We start from the raw sequence: 16,688 nt of genomic DNA, 5'->3' as shown, positions 1-16,688 counted from the left end.
CACTTACCCTGGCAACTATGACCAGTACTTCCCATGAGTCGCGTGCATGGCAACGGCCCGACGAGTCGGCCGCCAAGCCCGCGTCGGCACGCCTGGTCGATCCCGAAGACGACCTGCCCATCACGACCTACCGCGGCGATAGCGGCGAGACCGCGGCAACCACGGCCATTCCGCGGTTCGACACCGCATCGCCCGACGATGTCACGGAGGTGACATCCGCATCGTCCTCGTCGCCGTCCTCGATGGCGTTCGATCTCATGCACGAACCCGAGCCGCTGCCGTACGTGCAACCCCGGGAACGGGGCTCGCAGCAGCCCGCCGAGCCTGCCGAGATCGAACCCGATCCCGAGACCGATGCCCGGGTGCGGGTGGCCAAGCGCCGCGGCACCCAGGACCTTGGGCTCCTGGTCTTGCGCGTCGGTCTGGGTGCCTGGCTGGTGGTCCACGGGCTGCAGAAGGCGTTCGGCTGGTGGGGCGGTCAGGGGCTGAACGGGTACGAACACGCGCTGGCCGCCGCCGGCTTCCAGCACGCCGGGATACTGACCTATCTCGCCACCGGGGCGCAGATCGGGGCCGGTGTCCTGCTGGTGCTGGGGCTGTTCACTCCGGTCGCCGCCGCGGTCGCCCTGGGTTACCTCGTCAACGCCCTGGCAGTGGAGGTGGCCGCACAACCCGTGCACGGCTACTTCCCGTACTTCCTGCCCGAAGGGCACGAGTACCTGGTGACCATGATCGTGCTGGCCGCGGCGCTGACCCTGACCGGGCCGGGCCTCTACGGCTTCGACGCCGGACGCGGCTGGGCCCGCCGCCCCTTCATCGGGTCGTTCCTGTGCCTGCTGATCGGTGTCGGCGTGGGCGTCGGCGTGTGGATGCTGCTGAACGGATCAAACCCGCTGCGCTGAGCGGGGCCGGCTCACTCGTTGTACGGGTTGGGCACGACGCCGCCGCTGGCCGCGGTCAGCACCGGCAGTGACGCGAACGTCACACCCGGCAGCCGCAAGTCGGTGCCGTCGGTCAATTCGGCCTTGGCCCACTTGGAGCCGTCGAAGCGCAGGCCCTTGATGTCCTGCCACGCCACCGTCCGGCTGCCGAGCAGCGACCGCGCGGTGACGCCCTTCTTGTCGGCCACCGTGCGGTAGCGAACCACCATCGCCGACAACAGGATCGGGATGACGAGCAGCGCCGCGCACCAGGCCGGCCCGGCGAACACGAGGGCCAGCAGTCCGACGGCAAAGAACCCCACCGCCAGATGGGCGACCCCCGGGATCTTGATCACGACGGGTCGGGCTGCGGTCGAAGAGGTTCGGCGGCTCACGCCATCTATCTTCCCAGGCGGTGGGTCAGCGGGTTGCCGGGTGTATCCGGCTATGGAACTGATTTGACCTGCGCGCGCCGTGGGGACTACCGTCCTTGCTTATGCAGAACTCGGGATTGCTTGTAGTAACTGGGCGCGTTGGTGCGTGACCAGGCTGACTAAGCCGACTACAAGCATCGACGCGCAACCCTCGTACAGCCACCCACGCTGACGGGGGTTTTTTGTTTGCCCGAGAACGCCAAAACCGCAACACGATCAAGAGGACAAGAGTGAGCGCACCCACCACGCGACCGCCAGAGTCGACGCAACAGCCCGACGGCGCCGGCGGCGCGGTCAACGGTCATTCGAAAATCGTTGCCCCGCAGCAGATGACCGGTGCTCAGGCCGTCGTCCGGTCGCTCGAGGAACTCGACGTCGACACCATCTTCGGCATCCCCGGCGGTGCCGTGCTGCCGGTCTACGACCCGCTGTTCGACTCGAAGAAGGTCCGCCACGTGCTGGTCCGGCACGAGCAGGGCGCAGGCCACGCCGCGTCGGGCTACGCGCATGCGACCGGCAAGGTCGGCGTGATGATGGCCACCTCGGGCCCGGGCGCCACCAACCTGGTCACGCCGCTGGCCGACGCCCAGATGGACTCCATCCCGGTCGTCGCCATCACCGGTCAGGTCGGCCGCGGGCTGATCGGCACCGACGCGTTCCAGGAAGCCGACATCTCCGGCATCACCATGCCGATCACGAAGCACAACTTCCTGGTCCGCAACGGTGACGACATCGCCAAGGTGATCGCCGAGGCGTTCCACATCGCTTCCTCCGGCCGGCCCGGTGCCGTCCTCGTCGACATCCCGAAGGACGTGCTGCAGGCGCAGTGCACGTTCAGTTGGCCGCCGGTCATCGACCTGCCCGGCTACAAGCCGAACACCAAGCCGCACAGCCGCCAGGTGCGCGAGGCCGCCAAGCTGATCGCCGCCTCGCACAAGCCCGTGCTGTACGTCGGCGGCGGCGTCATCCGCGGCGAGGCGTCCGCGGAGCTGCTGGAGCTCGCCGAACTGACCGGCATCCCTGTCGTCACCACCCTGATGGCACGTGGCGCGTTCCCGGACAGCCACCCTCAGCACATGGGCATGCCGGGCATGCACGGCACGGTGTCGGCCGTGGCGGCGCTGCAGAAGAGCGACCTGCTGATCGCTCTCGGCACCCGCTTCGACGACCGGGTCACCGGTCAGCTGTCGTCGTTCGCGCCCGAGGCCAAGGTGATCCACGCGGACATCGACCCGGCCGAGATCGGCAAGAACCGGAACGCCGACGTGCCGATCGTCGGTGACATCAAGAACGTCATCGTCGACCTGCTCGCGGCGCTGCGCCGCGACGGCGTGTCCGCCGACACGCTGGACCTGGCCGACTGGTGGACCTACCTGAGCGGCATCAAGGAGACCTTCCCGCTGAGCTACGGCCCGCAGAGCGACGGCAGCCTCTCGCCGGAGTACGTCATCGAGAAGCTGGGCCAGATCGCCGGGCCGGACGCGCTGTACGTGGCGGGCGTCGGTCAGCACCAGATGTGGGCTGCGCAGTTCATCAAGTACGAGAACCCGAAGACCTGGCTGAACTCGGGCGGTCTGGGCACCATGGGCTTCTCCATCCCGGCCGCGATGGGCGCCAAGTTCGCCCGCCCGGAGGCCGAGGTGTGGGCCATCGACGGTGACGGCTGCTTCCAGATGACCAACCAGGAGCTGGCCACCTGCGCCCTCGAAGGGGCGCCGATCAAGGTTGCGCTGATCAACAACGGCAACCTCGGCATGGTGCGGCAGTGGCAGACGCTGTTCTACGAAGAGCGCTACAGCCAGACCAACCTGTCCACGCACTCGCACCGCATCCCGGACTTCGTGATGCTGGCCGAGGCGCTCGGTTGCGTCGGCCTGCGCTGCGAGCGCGCCGAAGACGTCGAGGACGTCATCCGGCAGGCCCGCGAGATCAACGACCGCCCCGTCGTCATCGACTTCATCGTCGGTGCCGACGCCCAGGTGTGGCCGATGGTCGCCGCCGGCACCAGCAATGACGAGATCATGGCGGCGCGCGATATCCGTCCGCTGTTCGACAACGAGGATCAGGTCTAGTGGCTACTACTCACACTCTCTCGGTTCTCGTCGAGGACACTCCCGGTGTGCTCGCCCGCGTGGCAGCGCTGTTCTCGCGGCGTGGCTTCAACATCCAGTCGCTGGCGGTCGGCGCCACCGAGCAGAAGAACATGTCCCGCATGACCATCGTGGTCTGCGTCGAAGAGCAGCTGCCGCTGGAGCAGATCACCAAGCAGCTCAACAAGCTGATCAACGTCATCAAGATCGTCGAGCAGGAGCCGGACAACTCCGTCTCCCGCGAGCTGGCGCTGATCAAGGTGCGGGCCGACGCCACCACCCGTGGTCAGGTGATCGAGGCGGTCAACCTGTTCCGGGCGAAGGTCGTCGACGTGTCGACCGAGTCGCTGACCGTCGAGGCCACCGGCACCCAGGAGAAGCTCGAAGCACTGCTGCGAGTGCTGGAGCCGTATGGTATTCGCGAGCTGGTGCAGTCCGGTGTGGTTTCGTTGGCGCGCGGTCCGCGCGGCATCGGCGCGGCCAAGTAATCGCTGACCCCCGAGCAAGACTTCGAATAACAGAGCTTCAACAACAGATACAAGGGTAAGGAAGAGCAAGTGGCAGTTGAGATGTTCTACGACGACGATGCGGACCTGTCGATCATCCAGGGTCGCAAGGTCGCCGTCATCGGCTACGGCAGCCAGGGGCACGCGCATTCGCTTTCGCTGCGCGACTCGGGTGTGCAGGTCAAGGTCGGCCTGAAGGAAGGCTCGAAGTCCCGCGAGAAGGTCACCGAGCAGGGCCTCGAGGTCGACACCCCGGCCAACGTCGCCGCCTGGGCCGACGTCATCATGCTGCTGGCGCCGGACACCGCGCAGGCCGAGATCTTCACCAATGACATCGAGCCCAACCTCAAGGACGGCGACGCGCTGTTCTTCGGCCACGGCCTCAACATCCACTTCGGCCTGATCAAGCCCCCGGCCAACGTCACCATCGGCATGGTCGCCCCCAAGGGCCCCGGCCACCTGGTGCGCCGCCAGTTCGTCGACGGCAAGGGCGTGCCCGCGCTGATCGCCGTCCACCAGGACCCCAAGGGTGAGGGCCAGGCGCTCGCGCTGTCCTACGCCAAGGGCATCGGTGGCACCCGCGCCGGCGTCATCAAGACCGACTTCAAGGAAGAGACCGAGACCGACCTGTTCGGTGAGCAGGCCGTGCTCTGTGGTGGTACCGAGGAACTGGTCAAGGCCGGTTTCGAGGTCATGGTCGAGGCCGGCTACGCCCCGGAGATGGCCTACTTCGAGGTGCTGCACGAGCTCAAGCTGATCGTCGACCTGATGTACGAGGGTGGCATCGCCCGCATGAACTACTCGGTGTCCGACACCGCTGAGTTCGGTGGCTACCTGTCCGGCCCGCGCGTCATCGACGCCGACACCAAGGAGCGCATGCGCGCCATCCTGAAGGACATCCAGGACGGCACCTTCGTCAAGCGCCTGGTCGCCAACGTCGAGGGCGGCAACAAGGAGCTCGAGGGTCTGCGCCAGGCCAACGCCGAGCACCCGATCGAGGTCACCGGCAAGAAGCTGCGCGACCTGATGAGCTGGGTCGACCGGCCGATCACCGAGACTGCCTAGTCTCCAGCCGCCGACTGGCCAGTTGTCGCACGCGATTCACGAAAAAGCGTGCAATAACTGGCCTTTCGGCATTTCAGGGCGTTTCAGTAGAGGGTGTACCCGATGCCGGCCAGCGCGCGGGTGACGTTGCGGCCGTCTGCGCTGCCCGGGAGCTTGTAGGTTCGGTCGATGTCGAGGCCCTCGCCTGCGACGCCATAGAAGGCTGTCGACACCGGGTCGTCGGCTTCGGGCGGCTCGATGCGGCCATCCGGGTAGATGGCCTGCGCGCGCATGGCCCACATGCTCTGCTCGGCCGCGATCACGTGATAGCCGCACAACGGCGGGCGCACCTGATAGAGCTCCAGGTCACCGACTGCGAACCACCGCTCATTGGGTACCGAACCGACCAGGCGGGCTGTGCCTATGAACGTCACCCCATCACGCTAAGTCGGGCCGGCGGGGTGTCCCGACGCCAATTTCCGGTGCGGGCACCTGGTTAACGCAGCTGTCTCCCTGGACAACTCGCGTCCGGAGCCATCAACTTTCCTTGACGGTCAAGGAAAGTTGACGTCGTCAAATCGCAAGTGCCGCAAGAGAGCCGACACGCCGGGGCGTCGCACATGCGCGACACGCCGGGTGCGAGCGGCGAGCGACTGAGTTAGCCGCTCAGCCGGTCAGCGACCGAGACCACCCGCCGCGCCAGGTGGTCCAATGCCGCATAGGTGTTGTCGTCGAACTGGCGGATGTTGTCGTGGTTGGCCAGCAGGCTCACGCCGTACGGGTTGCCGTCGGCGAACTTCAGCGGGTCGGTGTAGCCGGGCGGGACGATGATGCCGCCCCAGTGCATCAGGGTGATGTACAGCGACAGCAGTGTGGTCTCCTGCCCGCCGTGCGCGGTGTTGGTCGAGGTGAATCCGGCGTACACCTTGTCCGCCAGGGCGCCCTGGGACCACAGGCCGCCGAGCGAGTCCAGGAACGCCCGTAGCTGCGACGCGACGGAACCGAAGCGGGTCGGAGAGCCGAAGATCACGGCATCGGCCCAGACGATGTCGTCGCCCGTGGCGGTCGGAAGGTCTTTGGTCGCTTCGTAATTCGCGGTCCACGCCGGGTTGTGGGCGAACGTCGCGGAGTCCGCGGTCTCGGCGACGGGCCGCAGCCGCACCTCGGCGCCCAACGATTCGGCGGTGCTCGCGACCCGCTGCGCCATGGAAGTGCCGTGCCCGGTCGCGGAGTAGAAGATCACAGAAAGCTTGGCCATGAGCCAAGCCAACACTATGGCGCGAGCGACGGCAGCGTCTTCACTCCGAATTCACGATGCAGCACGGTGCGTGCCGCATACAGACCGGCCATGCCGTGGAGGCCGGTGCCCGGCGGGGTGGCCGACGAACACAGGTATGCCTTGGGGATCGGCGTGGCCCACGGGTTGACCCGCAGCGTCGGCCCGATCATCGCGGCCCTGAGCGTCGCCCCGCCGACGATGATGTCGCCGCCGACGTAATTGGCGTTGTGCCGCGACATCTCGGCGGCCGGCACCGCGCGGGCCGCGAGCACCAGATCGCGGAAACCCGGTGCGGCGTCCTCGAACAACCCGATGACCGTCTCGGTCTGGTCGACGGTGGAGCCCGCGGGCACGTGGCAGTAGGTCCACAGCGGCCGTCGGCCCCGGGCGTCGATGCGGGACGGGTCGGCGAGGTGCGGCAGCGAGGCCAGCGTCATCGGGTGCTCGGCATGGCGGTCCTGCCAGATCTCCCGTTCGGCATGCGCCATCTGGGCCCGGGTGCCGCCGAGATGGACGGTCGGTGACGACGCCATCCGCGGGTCGCGCCAGGGGATCTCACCCGACAGTACGAAGTCGATCTTGCAGACGCCGGGACCGAACTTGTAGCGGCGCAGTGCTTTTGCATAGCGGTCCGGAACGGCAGACCCGTAGATGTCGAGCAGGGCGGTCGGTGCGGTGTCGTAGATGACCACTCCGTCGGGCGGATTCGTCACGGGGGAGCCGATGATCAACTCGCCGCCGTGCGCGCGCAGATCGGCGATCAACGCGTCGGTGATCGTCTGCGTGCCGCCGACCGGAACCGGCCAGCCCGCCGTGTGCGCGACGGTGCTGAGCATGACGCCCGCGCCGCTGTTGACGGGCGACGGCATGGGGTGGATGGCGTGCGCGCCGACGCCGGTGAACAGGGCCTGGGCGTCGTCACCGCGCAGCAGGCTCCACGCCGGGCTGCCCTGGGTCAGCACCCGCAGTCCGGCACGCACGGTGCTCGGCAGGTCGGGCGGCAGGGAACGCTTGTCGCCGAGGAAGAAGGCCAGGACGCCGTCGACGTGCTCGACCAGCGGGCCCAGCAGCCGCCGCCAGGACGAGCCGTGATCCAACTCCGCACAGGTGCGGTCCAGGGAGCGGTACGCGATGGCAGCGCGGCCCGGGGCCTTTCCCGTCGCTTCGCTCGCCCCGGCAGGCAGGGGATTGGCGTACGAGATCTCCGGAGTGGCCATCCGCACACCGCGGGCGGCCAGGTCGAACTCCGCGAAGAAGGGCGACGCCACACCCAGCGGATGCACCGCCGAACAGACGTCGTGCAAAACGCCTGGGTATTCGGGGTCGGGGACGGTGCGGGCGCCGCCGCCGGGGGTCGGCTGGCCCTCGATGACCCGGACGGACAGCCCGGCGCGGGCGCAGATGACGGCCGCGGCCAGTCCGTTGGGTCCACTACCGACGACGGTGACGTCCACCACTTGATGGTAGTGACGGGCCGGGACAACCCAGCTCAAGGCAACCGCGATTGGAAGCGCGGCCATGCCGCCCACTAGTCTGTGCGCGTGAGCCTTCCTGTCGTACTCATCGCTGACAAACTCGCCGAATCGACCGTCGCCGCCCTCGGCGACCAGGTAGAGGTCCGTTGGGTCGACGGACCCGACCGCGAAAAGCTGCTGGCCGCCGTGCCGGACGCCGACGCCCTGCTGGTGCGCTCGGCCACCACGGTGGACGCCGAGGTGCTGGCCGCGGCGCCCAAGCTCAAGATCGTCGCCCGCGCGGGCGTCGGCCTGGACAACGTCGACGTCGACGCCGCCACCGCCCGCGGTGTGCTGGTCGTCAACGCCCCGACCTCGAACATCCACAGTGCCGCCGAGCACGCCCTGGCGCTGCTGCTGTCGGCCGCCCGCCAGATTCCGGCCGCCGACGCCACGCTGCGCGAGCACACCTGGAAGCGGTCGAAGTTCTCGGGCACCGAAATCTTCGGCAAGACCGTCGGCGTCGTGGGCATGGGCCGCATCGGCCAGCTCGTGGCGCAGCGCCTCGCCGCGTTCGGCGCGCACATCGTCGCCTACGACCCCTACGTCTCGCAGGCCCGTGCCGCGCAGCTGGGCATCGAGCTGCTGACCCTCGATGAGCTTTTGGGGCGCGCCGATTTCATCTCGGTGCACCTGCCCAAGACCAAGGAAACCGCCGGCCTGATCAACAAGGACGCGCTGGCCAAGACCAAGCCGGGCGTCATCATCGTCAACGCGGCCCGCGGTGGCCTCATCGACGAGCAGGCCCTGGCCGACGCGATCACCAGCGGCCACGTCCGCGGCGCCGGCCTCGACGTCTTCGCCACCGAGCCCTGCACCGACAGCCCGCTGTTCGAGCTGCCGCAGGTCGTCGTCACCCCGCACCTGGGCGCCTCCACTGAAGAGGCGCAGGACCGCGCCGGCACCGACGTCGCCGCGAGCGTGAAGCTGGCGCTGGCCGGCGAGTTCGTGCCGGACGCCGTCAACGTCGGCGGCGGTGTCGTCGGCGAAGAGGTCGCGCCGTGGCTCGACCTGGTGCGCAAGCTGGGCCTGCTGGTCGGTGCCCTGTCTCCGGCGCTGCCGTCCTCGCTGGATGTGCAGGTCCTGGGCGAGCTGGCGTCCGAAGACGTTGAGATTCTGAAGCTTTCGGCGATGCGCGGCCTGTTCTCGGCCGTCATCGAGGACCAGGTGACGTTCGTCAACGCGCCGGCGCTGGCCGCCGAGCGTGGTGTCGAGGCCACCCTGGGAACCGAGTCGGAGAGCCCCAACCACCGCAGCGTCGTCGACGTCCGCGCCGTGGCCGCCGATGGTTCGGTCTTCAACGTGTCGGGCACCCTGAGCGGTCCGCAGTTGGTCGAGAAGATCGTCCAGATCAACGGCCGCAACCTGGACCTGCGTGCCGAGGGCGTCAACCTGATCCTCAACTACGGCGACCAGCCGGGCGCCCTGGGCAAGATCGGCACCCTGCTCGGTGGAGCCGACGTCAACATCCTCGCCGCTCAGATGTCGCAGGACTCTGACGGTTCGGGGGCGACGGTCATGCTGCGGCTCGACCGTGAGGTGCCGGCCGACGTGCTCAGCGCGATCGGCGACGCCGTCGGCGCGACCACGCTGGAACTGGTGGATCTGTCGTGAAGCTCGCCGTCATCGCCGGTGACGGCATCGGCCCCGAGGTCATCGGTGAGGCACTGAAGGTCCTCGACGTCGTGCGGCCGGGTGTCGAGCGCACCGAGTACAACGTGGGTGCCAAGCGCTACCACGAGACCGGGGAGACCCTGCCCGAGGGCATGGTCGACGAGCTCAAGACGCACGACGCAATCCTGTTGGGCGCCATCGGCGATCCGTCGGTGCCCAGCGGTGTGCTCGAGCGTGGCCTGCTGCTGACCATGCGGTTCGCGCTGGACCACCACGTGAACCTGCGGCCGTCGCGGCTGTTCGCGGGCGTCGACAGCCCGCTGGCCGGCAACCCGGCCATCGACTTCGTCGTGGTGCGCGAGGGCACCGAGGGGCCGTACACCGGCACGGGTGGTGCCATCCGCGTCGGCACCCCGCACGAGGTGGCCACCGAGGTGTCCACCAACACGCGGTTCGGTGTCGAGCGCGTAGTGCGATACGCCTTCGAGAAGGCCCGCGCGCGGCGTAAGCACCTGACGCTGGTGCACAAGAACAACGTCCTGGCCTATGCCGGTTCGCTGTGGACGCGCACGGTCGACGAGATCGGTGCCGAGTACCCGGACGTCCAAACAGCCTACATGCACGTGGATGCGGCGACCATCTACATGGTGACCGACCCTGGCCGCTTCGATGTGATCGTCACCGACAACCTGTTCGGCGACATCATCACCGACCTGGCCGCGGCCGTCTCCGGCGGTATCGGTCTGGCGGCATCGGGCAACATCGACGCGACGGGCACCAACCCGTCGATGTTCGAACCGGTGCACGGCAGCGCGCCCGACATCGCCGGTAAGGGTCTGGCCGACCCGACCGCGGCCGTCATGAGCGTGGCGCTGCTGCTGACTCACCTCGGTGAGGCCGAGGCTGCGGCCCGCGTGGACAAGGCTGTGGCCGAGCATCTTTCGACGCGCGGCGACGCCAAACTGTCGACGTCGGAGACCGGCGAGCGGATTCGCAGCTTCCTCTGACGCTGTGAACAGCATCGCCACCCTCACCAGGCAGTGCTGGCTGTTCGCCATCGGCTCGACGTTCTTCGCCCTCGCCACGGTTCCCGGGTTTCCCTCGGTGGCCGGGGCGGGTGCGACGAACCTGCTGTGCTTCATCGGGTCATGGTTCTTCACCACGGCGGCGCTCATGCAGTATGTGCTGGCGCCCCCGGGAATCCAATGGTGGTCGGCGGCAATCCAATTCATGGGCACCGTGCTGTTCAACGTCAGCACCGGTGCATCGGTGTGGGCGCACGCCGTGCTCGCCGAGCGCCGCTACGTGTGGGCTCCCGACGCCGCCGGGTCGCTGGCCTTCCTGCTCAGTGGCCTGCTGGCAGTCATGGTCGTCGGTCTGTGGTCACCGAAATCCGTTGACTGGCAGGCGTCTTGGATCAACATGATGGGCTGTGTCGCGTTCGAGGTGTCGGCGCTGGCGGCGTTCGTCCGCACGACCGGCGTGACGGTCGACGAGTGGCTGGCGAACTTCGGCACCTTCGTCGGCGCATTGTGCTTCCTGGTCGCCGCCCTGATGGTGCGGCCCCGCCGGTCAGCGGCTTGATTGTCTGGTGGCCGCCAGGCTGCCGAGTAACTTCAACCGGTCCGCTGTCGGTGAATTCGGTTCCGCCGTCATGACATAGAGGGTCAGTCCCGGGTCGGCGGTCAGTTCCAGCCCGTCGAAGGTCAGCTCGAGTTGGCCGACGTCAGGATGCTTGAGCGCTTTCGGGCCTGACTGATGTGCCCGGATGAAGTGTGCGCCCCATCTGACCCGGAATTCATCACTGCGCGTGCTCAATTCACCGACCAGCTGGGTGAGCCTGTCGTCATACGGATCACGGGCCGCGGCGTGCACTACGAAGACGTGTTTTCCCGTCGATGGACGGTGTTCCTCTGGAAGGCTGGTTCATTCCGGCCGACTCCGACCGGCTGGTCATCCACAACCACTTTCTGCCGGGAAACCGCTACGGCTATCTCGGGCACCTGCCCGAATTCGGCGGTCTCGGTGGCTTCGAGGTGAACTTCCTGCCCGAGTACAAGGCGCTGCATGACGCCGGCTACAACGTGCTCGCCTACGACATGCGCAATCACGGTCTCAGCGGCCAGGGCAACGGTGGCATCGCAGGCATCGGCCTGACCGAATATCGAGATGTCATCGGGTCCTTGCGATACGCCGCTGTCCGGCCGGACACCAAAACGATGAAGAAGGCTCTGCTGTCGGTTTGTCTGGGTGCTGATTCGACCGCGGTGGCGTGGTCCAAGCATCCCGAAGAGTTCGCTGAAATCCAGGCGATGGTGATGCTGCAGCCGGTTTCGGGTCGCTACATCATCGAGGAGTTTGTCAAAGCCGTCGGGATGGCCGACGGTTACGAGAAGTTCGATCAGGCTGTTCACGAACGAACCGGGTTCCACATCGCTGAGCAGTCACCGCTCGAACACGTCAAGGCCGTGACTGTGCCGACGCTCGTCGCGCAAGTGCACGACGACACCATGACTCGTCCGCAAGACGTGCAGGATATCTACGATGCGATCCCGGTCGCCGACAAGGACTTGCACTGGATCGAGGGCACCGACCGGCGCTTCGACGGCTACAACTATTTCGGCGTCCACCCTGAGGTGGCCATCGACTGGCTCGACAAGCACATTGATTGACGTCTTCGTCGCTGATCTGCTGGGATCCATTGGGGCCCAACGCACTGCATGGCTACGGAGTGCCGAGCGAATACCCCGCGTTGGCATCCGGCACCGATCCATGATTGGCTGGAATGTGTGGGGGTATCGCTGAGCCGACGTGATTTCATCGTCGGGTTGGCCGCGACCGGTGTGCTGGCTGGGTGCCGGCCCGATAAGCCGGTCGAGCCAACCAGATTTGAAGAACTGGAAGACCGCTATCAGGCGCTAATCGGCGTCTATGCAGTGGATTTGGAGTCATCGGCGACGGTCGAGCACCGTGCCGACGAGCGGTTCTCGATCTGCTCGACCTTCAAAGCCTATGCGGCGGCGCGTATCTTGCAGATGGCCAAGGCCGGTCAGGCGAATCTCGATGCCATGGTGCCTATCACCGCCGCGGACATTGTGGTCAACTCCCCGGTGCTGAGCCCGGCCGTGGGGACCCGGATGGAGCTGGGGGAGATTTGCGCCGCGGCCCTGACCCAGAGCGACAACGCGGCGGGCAACATCATGCTGCGGACCATCGGTGGGCCGTCCGCCGTCACCGCTTTCGCCCGCTCGATCGGCGATTCGCAGACGCGGCTGGACCGCTGGGAACCGGACCTCAACGACGCGGCGCCCGGCGACCTGCGCGACACCACCACGCCGAGGGCCCTGTGCGGTGGATATCGCGCCATTCTCGTCGGCGACGCGTTGTCCGGTGCGGGTCAATTCCAGCTGAAACGGTGGATGACCGAGACGACAACGTCGACCCGACGTTTTCGCGCAGGTCTGCCCGAGGGCTGGACCAGCGCGGACAAGACCGGCAGCGGTGACTACGGGTCGACCAACGACGCCGGCTTGCTGATCGGACCCAAACGCGAGCGGGTCATGCTCACGGTGCTGATCCGCACGCGCACCCTGCGGCGGGACGCCGGGCCGTTCAACGAAGCGGTGGCAGAGAGCGTGCGATCAGTGCTGTCACGCCTCGGCCACAGTTAGTGTTGGATCGTGGGGATCCGGAAGTTGGCGTTGGCCATGGTTACGTGCGGGTGTGTGGTCGCGGGGTGTTCGACGACCACGACGGGCACCGCGCGGTTCGGCGGTTCACTGAGCGACCCTGAACCCGACGTCAGCCAACTCAGGACCGGTAACTACCAGATCAAGCCGAGTACCCCGTTCTTCAGTGCCGGACCAAATCCGCTCACGCAGTCGATCATCGAATCGACCCGCCTGGCCGAATATGTCGTCGGGCCTTGGGAAATCGATTCGTCGGTGACCAAGCAGGGAGCGCTCGGAACAGGCACCATGACATCGGAATTCGGTGTCGACGTCATTCTCGGCGTGTCCAAAGACAATGTCATGCAGGGCATTGCCAGAGCGCACAAGCTGGTCGCCGGATTCGGGTCATCGCGGTCAGCCGGGTCCCGGGATACGGATCTGGAAATCCAGAACGCGGTCCTGATGTTCCCCGATGAGGCACAAGCTGCGGCGGCCGCGGGTGAATTCACCGCGCAGTTCGGACCCGTCGTCGTCGATCGGATCCCGACATATCCCGTCCAGATCTCGGTCGGCGCCAGTTCGGTGCCGGCGATTGGCGTCGACTACGGCACCGGGGTCAGTGCCGTCGCCGCCTACAGCGCGTACGGGCGGTTTGTGCTGTACCAGTTCGTGAATGCCAGGGCCACCAAATCCACCAGGGCGCCGCTGCGCGCTGAGTTGCTGACATCCGACCTGCTCGGTCGGCAGCAAGCGCTGATCAAGAGCTTTGTGCCGACAGAGCCGGCGAAACTCGCTGATCTACCCAAGGATCCGAGCGACGACCAATTGCTGTCGAAGACGATCAGCACTCCTGATCGGCAGCAAGGGGTGCTGATCGGGACCTGGCGGCCGCGGGCGTGGTTGCACTTCGAATCCGATCCGGTGAGCATGACCACCCAGTTCGAGCGTGCCGGCGTCCAATGGGTGACCCAGCGGTGGGGCCGGGTGTATCAGGCCCCCAACCCCGACTCGGCTGCACAGCTACTGGACTTCACCACCGCCGCGCTGATGAAGAATTCGGACGTGCAGCTGGCCGGCGCCGTGCCGGGGTTCCCCGGCGCGCGGTGTTTCGAGCACCTGCAGGACTATGCGCGCCCAGACGCAACAGTGACGTGGCGCATCCTGGGGTGGCATTACAGCTGTATCGCGCGCACCGACAGATTCGTGTTCCAGGTGTTCGCCGATGATGAAACCGCTGTGGACCAACAGATTTCGGCGCAGTACCGGGTGTTGTCCGGAAAGTAGCCGGCCGCTCCGATGAGTTTCGCCGGATCCGGTGGTCTACCTCACTGACAGCCACCATCGACTCGTCAGGAGCTAGAAATGGGCCAGATTCACCTCGCGTTGTTCGCCACCCTCGACCTCGTCGGGCAGGCGCCTGGCGGTCCCGGAGAAGACTCGGACGGTGGTTTTCGGTTCGAAGGTTGGCAGGCACCGCTGATCGACGACGTGTCAGGGGAGCAGGTCGGCGCGGCATACGAAGGCACCGACGCGCTGCTGCTCGGCCGGCGGACGTACGACATCTTCGCGGGCTACTGGCCGCACCAGGACGACGAATTCGCTGAGATGTTCAATCGCATCCCCAAGTACGTCGCGTCCCGTGGCAAGCCCGATCTGTCGTGGTCCGGCTCGAAGCAGATCGGCTCGGATTTGGTAGCCGAAGTGCGTGAGATCCGGGAGCGCCATGACCACGTCAAGGTGGTCGGGAGTTTGAATTTCGTACAGACCCTGTTGAGCGAAAAACTGTTTGATCGCATGGACCTTTGGGTGCATCCTATTGTGCTGGGGGCCGGCAAGAAGGTGTTCGACGGTGGCACGGTGCCGTCGAACCTGACGCTGCTCAAGCCGCCAGTGTCCAGCCCGGCGGGAATCGTCTACCTGCAGTACGGGTTGGCAGAGGGTGTGCCGGCAATAGGGGACATGAGCGCACCGGATCGGGGGGACGTTTGACTGGTACGGACTGGACCCGCGGCGTGCTCGGCGGCGCGGTACTTGGGGGAATCGGCTGGGGCCTGTTGGCCGTCGACGCGGTGAGCGTGTCGAGCGATGACGCGTACCTGGGCGGCGGTGGTGGAATGAAATTACCTGTTGCGGTTGTTATTTCATTGCTATGCCTGGTGGTTGCCGTGGTGCTGCCCCCTACGCGGGTGTCGCGCACAGCGTCCGTCGCGCTGGTCGTGGCACCCGTAAGCGGTTGGTTCGTGGTCGGACTGCTGTATCTGCAGGCCGTCGCGATAGTGGCGATAGGGCGGTGAGCGGCGGCTCGCCGACGTCTGGAGGGGTACGCATGTCCTTCGAGCATGAGAGCTTGCTCGACCCACTCACCGAGCGGAAGGTTGATCCGCGGTATCTGCTCGGTGGTTACGTTTTCGGGCTGTTCGCGACGTCGCTCGAACCCCTGATGTTCTACTGGCTCTTCGCGCCGGCGGGCGCGCTGCTCGTCGCCGCGGTGGCCGTCCTGGTTGCCACCGTGCAGCCACGATTTGACGACGCGGCTTGCGGCGCATTCTTCGCGGCGCTGTTCGGTGCGGTGGCGATACTCGTATTGTCGTTTGTCGTCGCTCAGCGCTGATCGAGGCCCACGGTTCGTGCGGCCGGGTCTCGGCTACCGCCAGTCGTCGATGGCGAACACTCCTGGTCGGCTGTAGCCGTCGGAGTTCGGCCGATGCATAGCGACACCCTGGATGTCGGTGCGAAAGCCACGGGCCAGCATGCCGCTGTAGGCCTCATGCCGGGCGGTGTTGACGCCGGCGGCGATTCGGGTCAATCCGTTTGCGGCGGCGAGTGATTCGACGGCGTCGAGCAGCTGGGAGAACGCGATCTCTGCGCCGGGTCCAGGACGCGCCGCACCGAACTTGAGGTAGCAGGTGCCGCTGCCGGCTTCGGTGGCTGCGCCGTGATGGCATACCGCGACAGCGGTGAGCGAGGAGTCGTCCCAGAGTAGGACTGTTTCACCGAGTTCCTGATCGGCGACCGCGCGGATTTCGGTGGTGAGGTCGAGCCCGTTGAACAGTTCGTTGGTCAGCTCTCGGCACTCGGCCAGAGCTGAATCTTGTTCAGCAGCGGTGAGCTCGGAGAATCGGGTGGCGGTCGGCGCGGTCTGATCTGCGTTGACGGGCTTGGACATCACCGCGGTGAGGAACCGCGGCCAGAAGCCGAATCGCTGGTAGAGCCCAACGTGTTTCGGACTCTCTGCGAAGGTGAACAGTCCGGTGTGCGTGGTCTGCCAGCGGTCGAAGCAGTCGATGACGGGTTCCAGCAGCAGTCGTCCGATACCGCGATCCCACAGGTCCGGGCGGATGGTCAGCGGGCCGAAAAAGCCGACGCTGCCCCAATGTGTCGCGAAGTTGGACCCGACGACCTCGCCGGAGTACTCGGCTGCGAAGGCCCCCGACGGTTCGGTGCGCCAGCGGGTACGCACGTAATCGGCGTCGCCCATGAAGGTTTCGGGCTCGGGGAGGCCGACGAATGTGCCGAACGCGATGCGTGCGATGTGGTCGGCTGCGTCGAGATCGCCCTCGCGCAGCGGCCGGATGTCGATCGTCATTGCTTTCCTTCCGGTCGCCTGGCGGTGGTT

At 66.6% G+C, this 16,688-nt stretch carries 18 protein-coding genes and 1 pseudogene; 13 read left to right on the top strand and 6 right to left on the bottom strand.

Annotation, left to right across the window (positions count from 1 at the left end; all coding sequences use genetic code 11):
- The first annotated feature begins 17 nt into the window (after positions 1-17).
- Complete coding sequence (locus tag ACNO8X_RS20225) at positions 18-902, top strand: DoxX family protein (protein ID WP_071286023.1); 885 nt, start codon at positions 18-20, stop codon at positions 900-902.
- An 11-nt stretch (positions 903-913) separates the two neighbouring features.
- Here the strand turns inward: ACNO8X_RS20225 and ACNO8X_RS20220 are convergent, their stop codons facing one another.
- On the bottom strand, positions 914-1,324 hold the full coding sequence (locus ACNO8X_RS20220; protein ID WP_418005974.1) for a PH domain-containing protein: 411 nt from the start codon (positions 1,322-1,324) through the stop codon (positions 914-916).
- Between the two features lie 260 nt (positions 1,325-1,584).
- Here ACNO8X_RS20220 and ACNO8X_RS20215 point away from each other — a divergent pair, with 260 nt between their 5' ends.
- The 3 genes from ACNO8X_RS20215 to ilvC all read left to right on the top strand — a co-directional run bounded on the left by ACNO8X_RS20215 (position 1,585) and on the right by ilvC (position 5,015).
- Positions 1,585-3,426 (top strand): acetolactate synthase large subunit, encoded by a 1,842-nt coding sequence (locus ACNO8X_RS20215; RefSeq protein WP_418002434.1) that lies wholly within the window; start codon positions 1,585-1,587, stop codon positions 3,424-3,426.
- Positions 3,426-3,932, top strand: coding sequence for an acetolactate synthase small subunit (gene ilvN, locus ACNO8X_RS20210; RefSeq protein ID WP_260973125.1), 507 nt, complete (start codon positions 3,426-3,428; stop codon positions 3,930-3,932). Before ACNO8X_RS20215 ends, ilvN begins: the two co-directional genes overlap by 1 nt.
- A gap of 81 nt (positions 3,933-4,013) precedes the next feature.
- Positions 4,014-5,015, top strand: a complete 1,002-nt coding sequence (ilvC, locus tag ACNO8X_RS20205; protein WP_192830257.1) for a ketol-acid reductoisomerase — start codon at positions 4,014-4,016, stop codon at positions 5,013-5,015.
- A gap of 83 nt (positions 5,016-5,098) precedes the next feature.
- Here ilvC and ACNO8X_RS20200 read toward each other — a convergent pair whose 3' ends face one another.
- The 3 genes from ACNO8X_RS20200 to ACNO8X_RS20190 form a co-directional block, all read right to left on the bottom strand.
- Positions 5,099-5,428, bottom strand: coding sequence for a hypothetical protein (locus tag ACNO8X_RS20200; protein ID WP_418002433.1), 330 nt, complete (start codon positions 5,426-5,428; stop codon positions 5,099-5,101).
- Between the two features lie 224 nt (positions 5,429-5,652).
- Positions 5,653-6,252: an NAD(P)H:quinone oxidoreductase gene (gene wrbA / locus ACNO8X_RS20195; RefSeq protein ID WP_418002432.1), complete on the bottom strand. Its 600-nt coding sequence runs from the start codon at positions 6,250-6,252 to the stop codon at positions 5,653-5,655.
- A gap of 14 nt (positions 6,253-6,266) precedes the next feature.
- Complete coding sequence (locus ACNO8X_RS20190) at positions 6,267-7,727, bottom strand: phytoene desaturase family protein (RefSeq protein WP_418002431.1); 1,461 nt, start codon at positions 7,725-7,727, stop codon at positions 6,267-6,269.
- An 87-nt stretch (positions 7,728-7,814) separates the two neighbouring features.
- On the opposite strand from ACNO8X_RS20190, the gene serA reads away from it, so the two are divergent.
- The 3 genes from serA to ACNO8X_RS20175 are packed head-to-tail and all read left to right on the top strand — an operon-like array spanning position 7,815 to position 10,985.
- A complete protein-coding gene (gene serA, locus ACNO8X_RS20185) occupies positions 7,815-9,401 on the top strand; it encodes a phosphoglycerate dehydrogenase (RefSeq protein WP_133762571.1) in 1,587 nt (528 codons plus the stop codon).
- Positions 9,398-10,408, top strand: a complete 1,011-nt coding sequence (locus tag ACNO8X_RS20180) for a 3-isopropylmalate dehydrogenase (protein ID WP_418002430.1) — start codon at positions 9,398-9,400, stop codon at positions 10,406-10,408. The genes serA and ACNO8X_RS20180 overlap by 4 nt, the downstream gene beginning before the upstream one ends.
- A gap of 4 nt (positions 10,409-10,412) precedes the next feature.
- Entirely contained in the window at positions 10,413-10,985 is a 573-nt protein-coding gene (locus ACNO8X_RS20175) for a hypothetical protein (RefSeq protein WP_418002429.1), read from the top strand.
- On the opposite strand, the gene ACNO8X_RS20170 is transcribed toward ACNO8X_RS20175, so the two are convergent.
- Positions 10,974-11,276 carry a hypothetical protein gene (locus ACNO8X_RS20170; RefSeq protein WP_418002428.1) on the bottom strand — a complete coding sequence of 101 codons (303 nt, stop codon included), beginning with the start codon at positions 11,274-11,276 and terminating at the stop codon, positions 10,974-10,976. The genes ACNO8X_RS20175 and ACNO8X_RS20170 overlap by 12 nt on opposite strands.
- Here ACNO8X_RS20170 and ACNO8X_RS20165 point away from each other — a divergent pair.
- The 6 genes and pseudogenes from ACNO8X_RS20165 to ACNO8X_RS20140 all read left to right on the top strand — a co-directional run bounded on the left by ACNO8X_RS20165 (position 11,160) and on the right by ACNO8X_RS20140 (position 15,683).
- Positions 11,160-12,073: pseudogene (locus ACNO8X_RS20165) on the top strand (alpha/beta hydrolase family protein). The gene ACNO8X_RS20170 and the pseudogene ACNO8X_RS20165 overlap by 117 nt on opposite strands.
- Positions 12,074-12,190: 117 nt before the next feature.
- Entirely contained in the window at positions 12,191-13,072 is an 882-nt protein-coding gene (gene bla, locus ACNO8X_RS20160) for a class A beta-lactamase (RefSeq protein ID WP_418002427.1), read from the top strand.
- Between the two features lie 9 nt (positions 13,073-13,081).
- A complete protein-coding gene (locus ACNO8X_RS20155; RefSeq protein ID WP_418002426.1) occupies positions 13,082-14,356 on the top strand; it encodes a hypothetical protein in 1,275 nt (424 codons plus the stop codon).
- Positions 14,357-14,434: 78 nt separating this feature from the next.
- Complete coding sequence (locus ACNO8X_RS20150) at positions 14,435-15,061, top strand: dihydrofolate reductase family protein (protein ID WP_418002425.1); 627 nt, start codon at positions 14,435-14,437, stop codon at positions 15,059-15,061.
- The gene (locus tag ACNO8X_RS20145) at positions 15,058-15,366 is read left to right on the top strand and encodes a hypothetical protein (protein ID WP_133762564.1); all 309 of its coding nucleotides are present in this window, start codon (positions 15,058-15,060) and stop codon (positions 15,364-15,366) included. The genes ACNO8X_RS20150 and ACNO8X_RS20145 overlap by 4 nt, the downstream gene beginning before the upstream one ends.
- Positions 15,367-15,398: 32 nt before the next feature.
- Entirely contained in the window at positions 15,399-15,683 is a 285-nt protein-coding gene (locus tag ACNO8X_RS20140; protein WP_133762563.1) for a hypothetical protein, read from the top strand.
- A gap of 33 nt (positions 15,684-15,716) precedes the next feature.
- On the opposite strand, the gene ACNO8X_RS20135 is transcribed toward ACNO8X_RS20140, so the two are convergent.
- A complete protein-coding gene (locus tag ACNO8X_RS20135) occupies positions 15,717-16,658 on the bottom strand; it encodes a GNAT family N-acetyltransferase (protein WP_418002424.1) in 942 nt (313 codons plus the stop codon).
- Between the last annotated feature and the right edge of the window lie 30 nt (positions 16,659-16,688).

It is taken from the genome of Mycobacterium sp. PDNC021, assembly GCF_048282635.1.
GTDB lineage: Bacteria > Actinomycetota > Actinomycetes > Mycobacteriales > Mycobacteriaceae > Mycobacterium > Mycobacterium llatzerense.
The sequence above is the reverse complement of the archived record's forward strand: the minus strand, read 5'-3'. Positions and strand labels throughout refer to the sequence as shown.

Bases quoted from the DNA above. Each gene is read 5' to 3' on its own strand.
- wrbA (WP_418002432.1), bottom strand. From the start codon at position 6,252: ATGGCCAAGCTTTCTGTGATCTTCTACTCCGCGACCGGGCACGGCACT.
- ACNO8X_RS20225 (WP_071286023.1), top strand. From the start codon at position 18: ATGACCAGTACTTCCCATGAGTCGCGTGCATGGCAACGGCCCGACGAG.
- ACNO8X_RS20150 (WP_418002425.1), top strand. From the start codon at position 14,435: ATGGGCCAGATTCACCTCGCGTTGTTCGCCACCCTCGACCTCGTCGGG.
- ACNO8X_RS20135 (WP_418002424.1), bottom strand. From the start codon at position 16,658: ATGACGATCGACATCCGGCCGCTGCGCGAGGGCGATCTCGACGCAGCC.
- ACNO8X_RS20140 (WP_133762563.1), top strand. From the start codon at position 15,399: ATGTCCTTCGAGCATGAGAGCTTGCTCGACCCACTCACCGAGCGGAAG.
- ilvC (WP_192830257.1), top strand. From the start codon at position 4,014: ATGTTCTACGACGACGATGCGGACCTGTCGATCATCCAGGGTCGCAAG.